Source organism: Paenibacillus sp. FSL R5-0341 (genome assembly GCF_037975235.1).
In the GTDB taxonomy this organism is placed as follows: Bacteria; Bacillota; Bacilli; order Paenibacillales; family Paenibacillaceae; genus Paenibacillus; species Paenibacillus amylolyticus_A.
The window spans coordinates 1178521-1194472 of sequence record NZ_CP150241.1 but is presented as its reverse complement, the minus strand read 5'-3'; the positions used below and the strand labels follow the sequence as shown (position 1 = coordinate 1194472).

General features: G+C 45.6%; 15 protein-coding genes. 4 read left to right on the top strand and 11 right to left on the bottom strand.

From position 1 onward, the window contains the following. Window positions 1-39 precede the first annotated feature (39 nt). Window positions 40-2034 carry a CotH kinase family protein gene (locus tag MKX75_RS05270; RefSeq protein ID WP_076331819.1) on the bottom strand — a complete coding sequence of 665 codons (1995 nt, stop codon included), beginning with the start codon at window positions 2032-2034 and terminating at the stop codon, window positions 40-42. 470 nt (window positions 2035-2504) lie between these two features. On the opposite strand from MKX75_RS05270, the gene MKX75_RS05265 reads away from it, so the two are divergent. After that, window positions 2505-4241: a HAMP domain-containing methyl-accepting chemotaxis protein gene (locus tag MKX75_RS05265; RefSeq protein WP_076332004.1), complete on the top strand. Its 1737-nt coding sequence runs from the start codon at window positions 2505-2507 to the stop codon at window positions 4239-4241. Window positions 4242-4347: 106 nt separating this feature from the next. Here the strand turns inward: MKX75_RS05265 and MKX75_RS05260 are convergent, their stop codons facing one another. Both MKX75_RS05260 and MKX75_RS05255 read right to left on the bottom strand, forming a co-directional pair. Further along, the gene (locus MKX75_RS05260; protein ID WP_076331818.1) at window positions 4348-4884 is read right to left on the bottom strand and encodes a hypothetical protein; all 537 of its coding nucleotides are present in this window, start codon (window positions 4882-4884) and stop codon (window positions 4348-4350) included. A 109-nt stretch (window positions 4885-4993) separates the two neighbouring features. Continuing rightward, entirely contained in the window at window positions 4994-5356 is a 363-nt protein-coding gene (locus MKX75_RS05255; protein ID WP_076331817.1) for a hypothetical protein, read from the bottom strand. 304 nt (window positions 5357-5660) lie between these two features. Between MKX75_RS05255 and MKX75_RS05250 the strand changes: the two genes are divergently transcribed. After that, a complete protein-coding gene (locus MKX75_RS05250) occupies window positions 5661-6239 on the top strand; it encodes a TetR/AcrR family transcriptional regulator (RefSeq protein WP_076331816.1) in 579 nt (192 codons plus the stop codon). Window positions 6240-6315: 76 nt separating this feature from the next. Continuing rightward, a complete protein-coding gene (locus MKX75_RS05245) occupies window positions 6316-8502 on the top strand; it encodes a YhgE/Pip domain-containing protein (protein WP_076331815.1) in 2187 nt (728 codons plus the stop codon). Window positions 8503-8630: 128 nt separating this feature from the next. On the opposite strand, the gene MKX75_RS05240 is transcribed toward MKX75_RS05245, so the two are convergent. From MKX75_RS05240 to MKX75_RS05210, 7 genes are all read right to left on the bottom strand, one after another. After that, window positions 8631-8975 (bottom strand): DUF4190 domain-containing protein, encoded by a 345-nt coding sequence (locus tag MKX75_RS05240; protein ID WP_076331814.1) that lies wholly within the window; start codon window positions 8973-8975, stop codon window positions 8631-8633. 575 nt (window positions 8976-9550) lie between these two features. After that, window positions 9551-10306 (bottom strand): amino acid ABC transporter ATP-binding protein, encoded by a 756-nt coding sequence (locus MKX75_RS05235; protein ID WP_339170348.1) that lies wholly within the window; start codon window positions 10304-10306, stop codon window positions 9551-9553. A 34-nt stretch (window positions 10307-10340) separates the two neighbouring features. After that, window positions 10341-11000, bottom strand: coding sequence for an amino acid ABC transporter permease (locus MKX75_RS05230; protein WP_339168721.1), 660 nt, complete (start codon window positions 10998-11000; stop codon window positions 10341-10343). 112 nt (window positions 11001-11112) lie between these two features. Beyond that, window positions 11113-11883 (bottom strand): amino acid ABC transporter substrate-binding protein, encoded by a 771-nt coding sequence (locus tag MKX75_RS05225; RefSeq protein WP_036606344.1) that lies wholly within the window; start codon window positions 11881-11883, stop codon window positions 11113-11115. A 132-nt stretch (window positions 11884-12015) separates the two neighbouring features. After that, on the bottom strand, window positions 12016-12573 hold the full coding sequence (locus tag MKX75_RS05220; RefSeq protein ID WP_339168719.1) for a DUF4825 domain-containing protein: 558 nt from the start codon (window positions 12571-12573) through the stop codon (window positions 12016-12018). Continuing rightward, window positions 12570-13265 (bottom strand): permease prefix domain 1-containing protein, encoded by a 696-nt coding sequence (locus MKX75_RS05215; protein WP_339168717.1) that lies wholly within the window; start codon window positions 13263-13265, stop codon window positions 12570-12572. The genes MKX75_RS05220 and MKX75_RS05215 overlap by 4 nt, the downstream gene beginning before the upstream one ends. Next, window positions 13262-13621: a PadR family transcriptional regulator gene (locus MKX75_RS05210; RefSeq protein ID WP_339168715.1), complete on the bottom strand. Its 360-nt coding sequence runs from the start codon at window positions 13619-13621 to the stop codon at window positions 13262-13264. The genes MKX75_RS05215 and MKX75_RS05210 overlap by 4 nt, the downstream gene beginning before the upstream one ends. Window positions 13622-13775: 154 nt before the next feature. On the opposite strand from MKX75_RS05210, the gene MKX75_RS05205 reads away from it, so the two are divergent. Beyond that, window positions 13776-14324 (top strand): hypothetical protein, encoded by a 549-nt coding sequence (locus MKX75_RS05205; RefSeq protein ID WP_339168712.1) that lies wholly within the window; start codon window positions 13776-13778, stop codon window positions 14322-14324. A gap of 95 nt (window positions 14325-14419) precedes the next feature. On the opposite strand, the gene MKX75_RS05200 is transcribed toward MKX75_RS05205, so the two are convergent. Beyond that, window positions 14420-15925 carry an alpha-glucosidase/alpha-galactosidase gene (locus MKX75_RS05200; RefSeq protein ID WP_339168710.1) on the bottom strand — a complete coding sequence of 502 codons (1506 nt, stop codon included), beginning with the start codon at window positions 15923-15925 and terminating at the stop codon, window positions 14420-14422. Window positions 15926-15952: the final 27 nt, after the last annotated feature.

Below are 15952 nucleotides of genomic sequence, written 5' to 3'. Positions count from 1 at the left end.
TTTTTTCCGAGCAACAACGGTGTCTTCAAGAGATAAATCTTATTTGGATGTAAGGCTTACTTGTGCAGCGGTTTGATCCCAATTCACGGTCAATCCCAGTCCTTCTGAGATGAAGCGTACAGGCACGAGTGTGCGACTGTTTTGAATAATCGCTGGTGCATCAATTTCGAGTGTCTCCCCATTTACGGTTGCGGTGCTGCTTCCGATCTTGAGCACAAGGGTTTGGTCATTCAGAACGGCTGTTACCGTCTTCGCCGTTTTGTCCCAAGTTACTTCTGCCCCCATTGCTTCGAGGATTGCATTCACAGGCACCATTACTCGGCCACTTTGCTGCAGCGGGTCCTGATCCGGGAATGTAATCGATTTACCATCGAGTGTCACGGTAATGGTTTTGTCCGTTGCTCCGGATGAAGTATTCGAACCAGTTTCTTCCGAAGTCTCAGGCAAAGGTGTCACTTCACGTCCAAGTTGCTCTTGCAGATTCGCTAGACGGTTCAGTGCAAATGTCGTCAGTGATCCGGCAGCCATAGAGCCCATGCCTCCGCCGCCAAAGTTACCGCCAGGGCGTGTCTGCGTATTGTCTGTACCCGTTGTTGCATCTGTTGCACCGTTTCCAGTTGTGGCACCCGGCTGAGTCGGAGGTGTTGTTCCATCCGGAGGTGTCATTCCTTCGAAGCCTTCAGGCGGCGTCATACCTTCCATGCCTTCGGGTGGGGTCATGCCTTCAAATCCTTCTGGGGGTGTTCCGCCCATACCACCTGCTGTGTCTGCGTTTGCAGAATAAGCGATGTTGGATTCGAACTGTTCTGTCGTATAAAATTTCGTTGGATCTGCTTCCACATAAGGACGAATTTCATCGGCAAGGCCAGTGATACGATCCTGAATGCCTTCCATATAATCCGTCAGTTCATTGACGTAGCTCAAATATTTTTCCTTATACTCCGGCACAGCAAGCAGGTTGTTAATCATCGGTACATTTTCCATGCTAATGCCCAATACAGGCTCGTCCACAGATACATTCGTTGCATTGGTGTTGGTCGTGGTTGATCCGGTCGTTGTGCCGCGTCCGCCTCCACCCGAGTACCCGTTGAAGGACATGTTGAAGTCCCAAGGAACAACCGTGAACTTGCCATCGGCATCACTGTAGAGCATGTAGTTGTGCCCTTTGTCGCCGTTATAGCTGTCATAGTTGCCGAAAACCATGTTGCCTGCAATATATTGAAGCGCCGAATCCACGTCCAGCACACTCTCGATACCGCCTTTTTCACCTTCTGGCATCTCGTTCAGCGTTTGGATGAAGGTTTTGAGATTGGCTTTGTCCTTATCCGTACCCAAGTCTTTGGTGATTGTACTGTAGTCGCTTCCCTCTTCATATTGAAGATAACTCTTCTCATCCGTATCATAGAGGACGCCTTCTTCGTAATCCTCACCGTAGTTGCGCTCCAGATAGCTGTCATCCACCGCTTCAACACCAGTATAGAAACCAACAAGCTCGCCGTTAACGTACAAATTAACATAGTTCGTCATCGGTGCATCCATGCCGATGCTACGAAGTGCTTCGTAATGAAGTACCTCACGCATATACGATGGATCAGCGTAGTTGTTGTTCAGTACCATTTTGTCCAGTCCAAGCAGCGTTTGTGTTTTGTCGTACTTATCGAACTTCAGTCTGAAGCTGTAACGGTCCGAATCTTCCATCGAAGCTACAGCTTTCAAGGTGAGATTCCCCTTGGTTGAGAAACCGACGTTGTCCAGCTTGTTGCCGTCCACTTCCACACTAACACTCTTATAATCCTTATCTAGCGGGCTTTCGAGCATGCTCTTCCAGTCTGCATCATCAATCGTTACATTCACATCAATGACGTTATCCGTCTGGAACAACGATTCATAAGCTTGCGTCACGTCTGCACTCGTGGTTGTCGCTGTGCTCTCTGCGGCATATGCCGCATTCGGACTTACAATCAGACCGAAAGATGTCGTTACCATGGTCACGGACAATGCCGTTACTGCAACTTTTCGTAATAAAATATTCAAATGATGAATCCTCCTTCTTGGGTTTCTGTTAAGCAACTGAGGCTTATGTAACCATGGTAGAGGACGAACCTTTAGTGAATCTTAAATGGTAGTCATCGTCAATAAACACCCGTGAAGCGTTGTGCAAAAGAAGACTTCATCGACATACGTGGAGCCATGTAAAAGCGCAATATAATCCTGCAGAACCAGTTCATAAGACCTATTTTATTTGAAATATCTAACATTAATTTGTCGAAATAACGATATAACTAAGGAGTGAACTTACCTGGAGTTCATATACGTGAATATTAAAAGACATGATGAAAAAGCTTTTCAGAAGAAATAGAGAATTTGATTAGACACAATATATAGGAAACGATTCTACAGCATTTGATCCACAATTACATAGCGTGTACAACGCCCAGGATAAGTCCTTGTCACAATCGTAGAAGGAGTGAACAACCTTGTTTAATAAGCTTCGCTGGAGTACCATGCCTTTCTTTGTTAAAAATCTGGTGATCTCTTTCGGTAGCATTACCTTAATTGGTATTATCCTGATTACCGTGGCTTACCAGCTGCAAAAGAACATTCTGGTTGAACAGTTGCACGACCAGGCCACCGTCATCACCCAGAAATGGTACGATGATCTGGACACGGCCAAAGTCGCTCAAGCCGCCAGTGAAAAAAGCTACACCGGTCCTGTACAGCAGGAAATGAAAGCTTATCTCGATTCCATCCATGAGTTCTATCCAAACATCGCACAGGCTTACATTTTCGGTTCAGAACTTGAGCAAGGAAATGGAACGTCCATCATCGCGATTCCAACGAACCTGTTGCAACCATTCGAGGAAGGTAATCTGCCCGCAGGTGCCATGTACCCGCTGCCCGAGAATAACGTTGTGGTGCTGGAACAGATGAAAGAAGACGGAGAACCTGCCTTCAGTGATTTTTACACGGATGAGTACGGAACTTGGACTACACTAATCTATCCGATTAATAACGCAGATGGCTCCATGTACGCTGCTCTATTCTTCGATGTCGATGCAAGTGCCGTTCCAAAAGGACTTAATGAATTGCTTACGTATGGATTGATGTTCCTTGTTGGTTTCCTGATCCTGTTCATGGTGCTGCAATTTATTTTGCTAAAAAGAACGTTGCTGCCAATTCGCAACCTGATGAAAGGTATTGAAGAAGTCAGTACAGGTAATCTGAATGTTAACATTCAAACAGGCCGGGATGATCTGGGTATCATTAACGAGAAATTCAATGCCATGATCGAGCGATTTAACACGACGATGTTCAAGGTGCAAAGCACATCCACTCACCTCTCGAATTCGTCTAAACAACTATTGGAGATTTCAGCGAAAAACAACGATAATATTCAATCCATCAGTAATAATATTCGTGAAATATCCACTGGCTTGGTATCTCAGGACAAAGCCACCGTGGAGAACGCACGCGCCATGACAGAGATGTCAACGGTAGTGCAGACGATTGCGAGCAGTTCAGCCGATGTGGCTGACGAAGCGCTCAGTATGGAGCAACGTTCCAGTACAGGTAATGTGGTTATGCAGCAAGTTATTGAGCAGATGCGTCTGATCTCAGGTGCGGTGCAAAATACGTCAAACTCGATTCAGTCTTTGGAAAATAACTCGAACCAGATTAGCAACATTGTCAATCTGATCACAGAGATAGCCGGACAAACCAATTTGCTGGCGCTCAACGCATCGATTGAGGCGGCCCGCGCAGGTGAAGAAGGCAGAGGTTTTGCCGTTGTTGCAGGCGAGGTACGTAACCTGGCAGAGCAATCCCAGGAATCAGCGAAGCAAATCCGACAGTTGATTGAGGAAATTCAGCGGGATATCATGCAGTCTTCCGAAGCCATGCATTTGGGCTCTCAGGAAGTAACGAAAGGCTTGGAAGTTACGCAAGAGACTGGCGTATTCTTCGAAAACATTTTGAATGCGACAAATAAGGTGGCGAACCAGATTCAGGATATCTCCAGCTCTACTGAAGAGATCTCTGCAAGTACTCAAGAAATGTCCGCTACTGCGGATGAATTATCCGCAAGTGTCAGCAAGGCGGCGAACAGCACGAAACGCATCGAACAATCCGTTGCTGAACAAGAAGCCTCCATGGCTTCAATCGTCAGTGCCTCTGACGAACTGGCGGAAGTATCTGAGCAGTTGCAGGAGTTAATCTCGTTCTTCAAGGTAAAGGAAATCTAAGATAGCGTTGAAGAATCGTTAATACATTACATGTAATGCCAATAAAAAACCAAGGCTCATGAGTGATTACACTCGATGCCTTGGTTTTTTTTGGTTACCAGGTGTTTTATTCCTTTTGATCAGCATCTACTTGTCTAAACAGTATTTCTTCTCCACTTATAATCATCTTTTTCTCGTCATTATAGCCGGTTTTTTCGGATCGAAAACCAGCGCTAAGAATAACATCGATCTCACCATTCGATAGTTGTCGAACCTGCTCTGGAGTGAGTGTTATTTCAACTTCTTCCGAATACCCGCTATCTTTCGTTAATTTCGTTACCAATTCTTCACTGGTGCCCGACCTCAGCGGGAGAATCGTCTTTCCATCCATTTGCAGATCTATATCGAACACATCTTTGGAATGATATATCTCATTGTTGGCATCTTGGCCTATATATTTTAATCCCGGTTGAAAAGTGAAGTTGTGATCACCAGATTGGTGGACAATTAACCGGAGTTCATACTCCCCTGATTGACTGGTTGCCGTCATCGTCTGTCCTTCTCTTTGAATTCGGTCTGGTGCTGTATCGTTGCTTGCCACTGATGAATCGGAACAACCGAGTAGGACAAGACACATCATCAGGATGTAGGAGAAATGTTTCAATGCTGGACCTCCTCTCATTCTTGTTTTATATTTTGGCTCTTTAGATTTTGGACGCAGAATCGTAACAACAAGTTACATTGTTAATAAAATATTAGAAAAATCTCCCTCATTAAGAGAAAGCATATCTAAACAGCCCATAGTATAGAGGTCCAATCGCGATAACTAATGTTATCAACATCCAAACTCTCCTCGTCAAAATTGGTAATCCTTCCAAAATCTCTTCCCCTTCGTTATCCTTTAAAAGCATTGCGAATATTACATCCCATAATAAAGCTGCCACGATAATAAATTTCCACACAGCGGGATTTAGAATAGCTGTGTCCGTAACATATCCTAGCAACCCTATCCATGTAATGACGGATACGACAAAATCGATTTTGCTAAGTTTCGTCTTATACTTTCCTTTAATAAGATACGAGAGTGATGCTGTGCCCAGCAATCCAAGATAGATCGTCCATAAAACGTGTTCCATACATATTCCTCATTCTTTGCTGTATTTTAATATTTACTGTTTCTTCGCCACCCTTGCTATTATAGCTATTCAACTCTATAACTGATATATTTAGCACTTTTCCATATTATAGTAACTTCTCATCCGTACTTCCTCTACTCATTTATTGTTTTCATCCCCCAGCCCACATTATGACAAAGATCACATCCACCTTCCCTGTTCAAGTGCTACAGTTGTTAACGACCAACTGACCATAATAGTAAAACGGTCACTAAAGAATTTACCTTACCATTATCATTTCAACCTACAAGGAGGTGTATATGCCATGAAAACGATAGATCGAAGGCAACAGGTGATGGACTCTGCCGAGAAATCCTTTGCCCTGTTTGGCTACAAGGCCACAACGATGGAGCAGGTTGCGAGACTTGCCAATGTGGGCAAGGGAACGATCTATACTTTTTTCGAAAATAAAGAAGAACTGTTCAGCGAGATTCTGCGCTCGATCATTGCAGACATGAGACAGATTACAGAGCAGACGGTGAAGGAAGAGAACTCCTTTCTGGATAACGTGCATATGAGTATGGATTCTTTGCTTGAGTATCGGGAGCAACACGAGCTGTTGATCAAGCTCTTTCAGGAGGTCAACGAGTTCGGTACGCCGCAAGCCAAGGAAGGTTTGCAGACAGTGGAGACAGCCATTCTCGAATACCTGGAGCGTCAGGTCAGTCGTGCCATGGAGTTGGAGCAGATTCGCAGGGATGATCCCAAATTGGTTTCTTTTGTCCTGCTGAAGCTGTATGTCACCTTAACCTCGGATTGGAACAAAGCGCATCCTACGCTGCACAAGGATCAGATCAAGGATTTTGTGGGCCTCTTTCTCAAGAATGGCTTATCCCCTACCTAGAGAGAGGCATGTACAAGATTCAAAACATAATAGAGATAGAACAAACGGATTAGCGTAAGGATAGGGAGAGAACATGATGAAATCATTCCACGTATTTGGGCAGGATCTGAAGTCCGCCTTCAAGAAACCAAAAGTATTTATTCCGATTCTCGTTGTACTGTTCATTCCGGTGCTGTATAGCGGTCTGTTCCTCAATGCATTCTGGGACCCGTACGGCAAAATGAATGAATTACCTGTGGCTGTGGTCAACACGGATCAGGGCGCAATCTACAACGACAAATCACTGGAGGTCGGTCAGAATCTGGTTGATGAATTGAAAAAAAGCGATGATTTCGACTGGCAATTCGTGACTCGTGAACAAGCAGAAAAAGGTATGCAAGACAACACGTATTATATGACTATTGTGATTCCGGAGGACTTTTCCACCAAAGCAACAACCCTGATGGATGAGCACCCTGAGCCGGCAGATCTGATCTATGAACCCAATGAAGGATACAACTTCCTCGCAGGTCAGATTGGCGGGACGGCGGTCAAACAAATTCGCTCCAAAGTCGCTGCCAAAGTCACAGAATCGTATACCGAAACGCTATTAGATCAGGTAGAAAAAATCTCTGGCGGTTTGGCGGATGCCGGGGATGGCGCAGGTCAGATTCATGATGGTGCGCTTAAGCTGGATGAGGGTGCTGCTACATTAAAAGAGAACCTCTCTAAACTGGCCGCAGGAACCGATAAGCTGGAAAAAGGCGTAGTTCCGTTAAAGGAAGGTACATCTACTCTGGCCCAAGGCATTGGTGATCTCCATACTGGCGCGAGTGCCCTGTCCAGTGGCCTGTCCCAATTGGCAGCAGCAGGCACGCAGCTAAGTGATGGAGCAACCCAAGCCGAAACAGGCGGCAAACAGCTACAGGCGGGCATTCAATCTGCTCAGGAAGGCGTAGCTAAGTTGGATGCAGGACTGGCGGCTTCCGAGGAAGGCAGTGCGAAGCTGACGGCTGGGCTGCAAAGTTCTGTTGAGGGTAGCGCCAAAGTTAGCGAGGGTGCCAAAGCAGTTGCACAAGGGCTCGCCCAATTAGCTGAAGCCAGCCCGGAACTGGCCGCAAGTCCTGCTGTGCAGCAACTCCTGGCAGCAAGTCAGGCTGTAGCCACTGGCAGCGAACAAGTCTATCAGGGTGGACAGCAATTGGTCGCAGGCAGCCAAAACCTGTATGTTGCACAGCAACAACTGCATCAAGGCAGCAGTCATTTGGTACAGGGTGAACAACATCTTGTGCAAGGAGCTACCCAGTTATCCGCCGGACAAGAAAAGCTTGCGACTGGTCTACAACAGTTCAATTCCAAATTATCCAAAGCAGCCGCTGGTGGAGCCAAACTTGCGGATGGTTCAGGTCAATTGAATGCTGGTGCAAGCAAGTTGGCTGCGGGTGTAAGCCAGCTTACAGACGGAATCTCAACCCTTGCAGATGGGTCACATAAGCTCGATTACGGTGCCGGCCGATTAAAAGAAGGTACGCTCAAGCTAACGGACGGCTCTGGCGAACTTTCCACCAAGCTGAATGAAGCGGCTGAGCAGACGGGTAGTGTGAAAAAGACCGATGAACTGGTAACCATGTATGCAGAGCCTGTTCAGGTCGATGAGCATAAATATAACGAGGTACCTAACTACGGTACAGGATTCTCGCCATACTTCCTGTCCCTCGGGCTGTTTGTCGGGGCATTGATTGCGACATTGGTTGTGCCAACACGCGGCAGCACGGTTAGTGAGGCAAGTGGCTGGAATCGTTTTGTGAGTAAAACGCTGGCTTTCACGCTCATGAGTGCTGTGCAGTCTTTGCTTGCTTCATGGCTGGTCTTGTACGGTTTGGGTCTGAATGTTCAGAGCGTTCCGTTATTCCTCTTGTTCAGCTTTGTTACCAGTCTAAGCTTCATGTACATCATTCAGGCACTGGTAACATGGCTGGAGAATCCGGGTCGTTTCCTTGCGATTCTGATGCTGATCTTCCAGCTTACGACCAGCGCGGGCACCTTCCCGCTCGAACTGATTCCAAACTGGTTGAAGGTGTTTAACCCATGGTTGCCTATGACCTATTCCGTAACGGGTTATAAAGCAGTCATCTCAAGTGGACAGTTCGGCGTGGCTTGGGATCAGATCGGCATTCTGTGTATCTTTGCTGTGATTGGTCTCGGAGGAACCTTAACGTATTTCCTGATGCATCGCACCATGGAGAACGAAAGTCTTAGCAGTGAAGTCGTAATTCAATTGTAGAAAAGTAAAATAAAAAGCAAAGGCGTTCACCTATGCTCTACCCTCTTCTGGACAACAGAGGTGTTGGCTAAGGTACGCCTTTGCTTTTTTAGTTTGAGATACAATCTAAGTTTGCTAACTTTATATTCCTAGTATGTAGAGTAAGAATCAGCGCCAACAAAAATCATGGTTACAAATAGAAAGAGCACAATAAGGACTGTATAAATTGCTGTGCCTATGATTCCACATACCAGACCAGCAATGGCTAATCCTTTTCCTTGCTCCATACGAATTCTGATTTCTTTGAAAGCTAAAGATGCAAATATGATAGCGACGATTCCGATTAAGAATCCTAAGTAAGGAATGGTAAGGGACAAAATCCCCAAAACTAGTGATACAATCGACTTGCTATTGGTCTTGGCTGGTGCTACATAAGGCGGTGGTGGTAATGTGTCGTTATAGTAACGATTCACATCATTCTCGCGATGTTCCAAGGTAAATCCTCCCTATTTATTAAGTATGTTCATTATAATCGATTAATAGAAATAGAGAACTCCATATTTTGTTAATTATGAGTTTTTATAAGATTTATTTTATTACCATCATCCCCGGACACATATCTACATCCAAAAGCTTATAGATTGTACTTCAAGGATATGATTTTAAGAACCGTTTATCCGTGTGATGATACAAATCAAGAATACCTCTTACATACAGATATTATTATGGTAGTACTTTTCTGGATTACATTGGGGGATTAGCTCAGATGAAAATCGATAAAGTCATGAATATACTTATGATTGTGATGCTTCTACTTATTGCTCTTTATCGAAATAATGTAGCTGTATTATCTTTTAGTATTGTTTTGTTTGGAATCATGAGTTACACCACTTATCGAATGCGAACACGTTGGAATGTAGTAACTTATATCGTGTTGACCCTGGTATTGATGATCTGGAATATATACCTGTGGGCATAAGCCATTGTTTAAAAAAAGCAAAAAAGAACGCAATCCCTCATTACTCATAGGATTGCGTTCTTTCCACATTTCTTAGATTTGAAGTTTCTTCTATCCTTCCACTTCCACCCGCTGCAAAAACGTCCGGGTACGTGCAAGCTTTGGATTGCCGAAGATTTGATCTGGCGGTCCCGCCTCTGCGATCTCCCCGTTATCCATGAAAAATACACGATCCGCAACGTCACGGGCAAAGCCCATCTCATGCGTAACAATCATCATGGTCATGTTTTCCTGCGCAAGCTGTTTGATGACACGCAGTACCTCTCCCGTCAGCTCGGGATCGAGCGCCGACGTCGGCTCATCGAACAGGAGAATATCTGGTTGCATCATCAGTGCGCGAGCGATGGCAACACGCTGTTTCTGTCCACCGGACAGATTGGCTGGATAGGCATCGGCCTTGTCCGACAGACCTACTTTGCCGAGTAATTCCAGACTGCGCTGCCGGATGATTGCCAAGCTTTCTTTTTTCAACGTCTTTGGTGCGAGTTCCAGATTAGCCTGTACGGTCAGATGCGGGAACAAGTTGAAATGTTGGAACACCATCCCCATGCGATCCGTAATCTTACGAATATCTGCGGCACCTGCGTAACGGCCATTATCGACCAACGTCTGATCCTGAATGCGAATCGTTCCGCCCGAAATATCCTCCAGATGAATCAGGCTGCGCAGCATCGTACTTTTCCCCGAACCCGAAGGCCCGATCACGGCAATTACTTCGCCTGGTTCCACGTTGAAGGATACCTGTTTCAGTACATCAAGTGCACCGAATGATTTTCTCAATTGATCTACTTCTATTATATGTGTCATATGCAGACAGTCCTTTAATTGATCAGATTTAAATTTATTCATATGAAAAACGCTTCTCCAATGCCTTGAACAGCAAAGTAAGCACCAATGTTATAAGCAGATACATGATGGCTGCTAAGAAAAAAGGAAACAACTTAGCATCTCTATTCACTATCCCTTGAGCATAAGAAAGTAACTCAGGTACAGCAACAGCATACAATAATGCCGTATCCTTGACCAACGTAATGGACTCATTGGCCGTTGCGGGCAATACTACACGAATCATCTGAGGAATGATAACTTTGGTCATCGTCTGCCACTTCGTTAACCCAAGTACCTTCGCTGCCTCATGTTGCCCTTTATCAATGGAAAGCAGCCCGCCCCTGAAGATTTCAGCGAAGTACGCAGCATAGTTCAAAATGAACGCAATCGCCGCTGCAACAAAGCGATCAAATACCAAATGCTCACCAATTACCGGAAGCAAAGGAAGACCAAAGCAGAAGAAAAACACCTGCAGAAGTAATGGTGTTCCCCGCATCACATAGACGTATGTGTGTGCAATCCATACCAGTGGCTTAAACTGGCTTCTCATGGCGAGTGTTACGGCAAATCCTAGTGGGACGGACAATACAATGGCTACCAAAAACATAATGATCGTTGTCTGCGCACCCTCTAGCATAGGTTTTAAAATGGTCAATATATAATCCCAACTCATTGTTTTGTCTCCTCTAATCTGTTAACCCCGCATTCCTCTGGGGCATGAATCGCTCCAGCATGGAATACGGGGTCCGTTTTGTTTCTAACTATATATCAGGTGTAGAACCTGCCTATTTCAGAACCTTATCTTCACCCAGCCATTGCGTGGAGATTTTAGCCGCTGTTCCGTCCGCATTCAACTCATCCAGCGCTTTTTGCAGCTGATTCAGAAGCTCTTCATTGCCTTTTTTGATACCAATGCCATATTGTTCCGGTGCAAGAGATTCATCCATCAGTTTGAATGTTCCCTCTTCTTTGGACATGTAGTATCTCGCTACCACTTCATCGATGATGACCGCGTCCAGACGCTTCGTCTTCAAGTCCGTCAGCGCAAGCACGTTATCCTTGAATTCGGAAGCTTTCACTTTATCCTTCAGAGGACTTGCTGCCAGTGCATCTGCCGCTGAGGACAATGCCTGCAATCCTACATTTTTGCCATCGAGTTCATCCAGCTTCGTAATTGGCGAGTCTGCCAAGGTAATGGCTACCTGACTATTTTCCAGATACGGCTTCGTGAAGAGCACTTTTTCTTTGCGCTCATCCGTAATGGTGTACCCGTTCCAGATCATGTCGATCCGGCCACTGTTCAGCTCTGACTCTTTGGAAGACCAGTCGATTGGCTGGAATGTGATTTCTTTACCCATTTTCTCCGCTGCAGCTCTTGCGTAATCAATATCAAAACCAACAATTTCATTCTGCTCGTCCCGGAAACCCATTGGAGCAAACTTATCGTCAATTCCTACAACAATCGTGTTATCGTCTTTGCTTGCGGAACTGGAACAACCAGCCACAATCAACACACATATACTGATGAATAATAGTAGAATCGCTTTTTTTCTCATCTCTCGAACCCCTCCATGTCTATAACCAAAACCCTAACGCTTTAGTTCGTTACCACGTTATCAGAGACTTATAATAACATAGCATGGGAGAAGAGTCGAGTATGTTGCTTATTTCCTTCTATTTCATACAGCTTAATTGTCAACAATCTGTGAAAAAGCATCTTTCACTTGTGCCGGTTCGACCAGATTCTCGCGTACAGTCGAATTCCATAATTCCGGGTTCTGAAGCTTCTTTAATTCCGTACCTGTCCATTGTTGGGTGGATTCACGACGTAAGGTATAGCTGGTGTTCTCTAACTGGTAGACGACCTGCTCCAGATTATCTATCATAACAAAGTTCGCAACCGCATTATATACGAGTATCCGCTCAAGTTCCTCTGCATCCATCTCACGCGTATCCAAGCTATAATTCACTTGAGCCGTGAACGTCTCCGGGTACAGTTGGTAACCATTCAATCTTTCACGTAAAGGTAAAGCCTGATTCAGATGACTCAGGTTTGAATTATCACCCATGTAGGGACTGCGATATTTGGCTAAAGCGGCAAAATCATGTGTCAGCGGATTCTGCTGCTCTCCCTCGTACCGAGCCTGCTTCGCCTCGATCTTCGGGTTAATGAAGCCTTCAACAATCACTAAGCCAATGCTGCCCAACACAACAAGTGTTATGATCCATATGTTTCTAATTCTCATAACACATCACTCACTTCATACTTGCTAACGATCCGATACGCCCGATGCACAACCAAAGGAATAATAATACTCAGTAACGGGATGGCAAAGGCAATGACGATCACAGCAAACTGGTAGGGTCCATCCACCTGAATAGGGCGATTAAACCAGATATTACTTCCGAATCGCAACGCCGCCTGCGTTCCCCACAACACGAGTATAAACGCCGCCCACAACCACCATATTCTGCGATTCCACTGCATTAAGGTAGGGAATCGAATAACCGTGGTTTTCACCGAACATACTGGATCGTTCCCCCTGTTAATCAACATATACACTACATACGTCCCACCAACAATAAGACTCACGATCATAAGCAGGTTGTTTATGGCGGAGCCCTGCATAAGCACTCTCATTGGAATAGCAATGATCCAAGCTATAAGGCTATAAATCAAGGTAGACTGTAACAATGATGTCCAGTAAGGTACCCGTTCCACCTTTCGATGGTCACTCATCACCTGATCCATACCAGCGATATGCTGAATGGCTGTGTGGAACGCCTTCTCTTCGCTCATCCCCTGCGATATATAATCGTCAATCCGTGCAGCCAGATTGCTGTGAATCTCTTCTTTTAATTCCCGATTGTCCAATGTATCTTGTGCATGAGCGAACAAACGATTGATATGACGAGTGATGCGAACTTCCAATCTCATAGGTTTTCCTCTCCTTTTTCCTCGAATACAATCATGCAATCAATCAGCGTCTTGGCTGCCTGCCAAGCTAGAACCTGTTCTCTATATGCTTCAAGACCTTGCACTGTTATTCGGTAATATTTGCGTCGTCCTCCCTGTGTTTCTTCCCCCCAGTAGGATTCCACATATCCACCCTTCTCCAGCCTCTTCAAACTGGAATAAAGCGTAGGTTCCTTCAGTTCAAATTGCTCTCCGCTCTTGCGATAGATTTCCTTAATAATGCTGTAGCCATAGTTATCCGCGGGTATTAGTACACTCAGAATGATCGGGTCAATATTGCCCCGAATCAGATCACTGTTAATCACTTGCACATCCATCTGCGAGTTTCACCGACTTTCTTCAATCCTGCGTATACTATAAGACATATTACTATGTCTGTAAAGGTAATATGTATCGTGTAGTATATCCATAAAAAGCAAAGCAACCTTTATCCCCACATCTCCGTCTGGAAGATATTAGGGAGGTAATAGAATGAAATCGCTAACTAGAATGCAGACCTTCATCTCACTTATATTTCTTACAACAGTTCTCCTGTTGGCCGGCTGTAACACTACTCCAATTAACAGTACCAACGAACCCTACTCTGCCCCAGCAAATCACCAAAAAGAAGCGGAACCAGACCCCACTTTGCCCAAGGAACTGCCTACTCCGATTATCCAGACTGCAAGTGGCATCTCCGTTCCCGCTGTTCAAAGCAGTTATTGCTGGGGCAGTAAATGTGCTGATTATGTCGGTGGGATCACCATGTTGGAAGGAACAACGCCAACTCCGGTTCTTGCAGGGGAAAAAGTGACCATTGAGATGGATATTCCAATTCCCCCCGACAACGTAATGATGTATGAATACGTCGGTGACCAAACTCGCGAGGTTTCTTCACAGGATGGTACATTTCACCTTCCCCAAGAAGCGGGAATTTATTATTACGGCGCATTTGTAAATTGGTCTTCAAAAAAAGATCAACAAGTCAGTCTTGGTGATACCTCATTTGCTTTTAGTGTTCAGATCAAGGAAATGAACTAATGCGCTCCATGTAAAAAAAGGCCAACTCTCCGTCTGGAGAATCTGGCCTTTCTCTATTGTTCTGTATGTCCTCACTTAAATACTCTCACTCAACACTATTGCTGCACTTTCTCGCGATCTTTCCCTTTATCGGATTCTCCCGCATTTTTGTTGGCAGCATCGCGATCCTGCTGCATCTCTTCAACGGTTTTCACCTTGAGACGCGCAGCACCTTCATATTCCTTCGTTGGAATAAGATTTCCAGCAGCGAGTCTCGCTTCTGCGGCAGCGATAGCATCACCATACTGTGGCAACCACTGGGCCTGTGCAACTAGCATCTCGTCGACCATCTGCCAGATCTCTTTCGGATTACATACGGCACCCACGAGCGGGTCCATCATGAACGCCTGACGAAGTAACTTGTCGTCTCCTTTCACCGCTGCTTCAACGGCAAGACGTTGCACGGAAATGCTCACATTACATACCGCGGCTGGTCCAAGTGGCAGATCGCCTACATGCGGCATGGAGATGCCATTGCGATCCACATATCCCGGTGCTTCTATGATTGCATCGTCCGGCAGGTTAGAGATGACTCCATTGTTAACGGTATTGAAATGTCCGCGATAGACACGTCCCGTCTCCAGCCCTTCAATAATGTATGAACCGTGCTCCTCGCCTCGTTTTTCCGGAATGAATTGCATCGGTTCATCCTTCATCCAGTTTGGAAAATCAGTCTCGAACCAGTTGCGCCCCTCGGTACACACACGCAAATATCCACCCGTCTCTCCATTGATCCAGTTGCCGAGGTCGATCCAGTCGTTGATCTCTTCCGGACGTTTGCGGTACCATGGCACATATTCACTCAGATGACCATTCGATTCCGTACTGTAGTATCCGAAGCGGCGCAGCATATCGATCCGCACTTTCTCAGTGCGGCTGTACTCCGGATGTTTCTCGAAGGCTTCGAGCAGATCACCTGTAAGGTCTTTGCCCTCATGAGAAGCCTGGATATACCAGGTCTGATGGTTGATGCCGGCACAGACAATATCCACTTCACTCTTATTCAAACCAAAAGCTTCCGCAATCTGATGATGACCATGCTGTACGCCATGACACAGTCCGATTGTCCGTACACCGCCGTACTTGTTGCAAGCCCATGTCAGCATCGCCATCGGATTGGAATAGTTCAAGAGCAGCACATCCGGTGCGCTCTGTTCACGAATATCTTTACAGATATCCAGCATCTCGGCGATTCCCCGTTGTCCATACATAATGCCACCTGCACACAGCGTATCGCCGACACATTGGTCTACCCCATATTTCAGTGGAATGTCCACATCGGTTGCAAATGCTTCCAGTCCCCCGACACGAATCGTACACAGCACATACTTCGCATCTTTCAACGCTTCTTTACGATCTGTTGTCGGCTGAATCTGAATATTCAATCCATTCTCACGGATATCCCGCTGACACAGCTCAGTCACCATGTCCAGATTGTGCTGGCTAATATCACAGAACGCAATTTCAATGTTGTTAAACTCGGGTACCGTGAGCAAATCCCTTAACAATCCCCGTGTAAATCCGATACTTCCTGCCCCGATAAACGCCACTTTAAAAGACATCCCTATGTCCTCCCCTAATCCGAACCT

Excerpts from the sequence above, each read along its gene's own strand:
- MKX75_RS05265 (WP_076332004.1), top strand. The coding sequence starts at position 2,505 with ATGCCTTTCTTTGTTAAAAATCTGGTGATCTCTTTCGGTAGCATTACC.
- MKX75_RS05255 (WP_076331817.1), bottom strand. The coding sequence starts at position 5,356 with ATGGAACACGTTTTATGGACGATCTATCTTGGATTGCTGGGCACAGCA.
- MKX75_RS05250 (WP_076331816.1), top strand. The coding sequence starts at position 5,661 with ATGAAAACGATAGATCGAAGGCAACAGGTGATGGACTCTGCCGAGAAA.
- MKX75_RS05245 (WP_076331815.1), top strand. The coding sequence starts at position 6,316 with ATGAAATCATTCCACGTATTTGGGCAGGATCTGAAGTCCGCCTTCAAG.
- MKX75_RS05235 (WP_339170348.1), bottom strand. The coding sequence starts at position 10,306 with ATGACACATATAATAGAAGTAGATCAATTGAGAAAATCATTCGGTGCA.
- MKX75_RS05230 (WP_339168721.1), bottom strand. The coding sequence starts at position 11,000 with ATGAGTTGGGATTATATATTGACCATTTTAAAACCTATGCTAGAGGGT.
- MKX75_RS05225 (WP_036606344.1), bottom strand. The coding sequence starts at position 11,883 with ATGAGAAAAAAAGCGATTCTACTATTATTCATCAGTATATGTGTGTTG.
- MKX75_RS05220 (WP_339168719.1), bottom strand. The coding sequence starts at position 12,573 with ATGAGAATTAGAAACATATGGATCATAACACTTGTTGTGTTGGGCAGC.
- MKX75_RS05215 (WP_339168717.1), bottom strand. The coding sequence starts at position 13,265 with ATGAGATTGGAAGTTCGCATCACTCGTCATATCAATCGTTTGTTCGCT.
- MKX75_RS05210 (WP_339168715.1), bottom strand. The coding sequence starts at position 13,621 with ATGGATGTGCAAGTGATTAACAGTGATCTGATTCGGGGCAATATTGAC.
- MKX75_RS05205 (WP_339168712.1), top strand. The coding sequence starts at position 13,776 with ATGAAATCGCTAACTAGAATGCAGACCTTCATCTCACTTATATTTCTT.
- MKX75_RS05200 (WP_339168710.1), bottom strand. The coding sequence starts at position 15,925 with ATGTCTTTTAAAGTGGCGTTTATCGGGGCAGGAAGTATCGGATTTACA.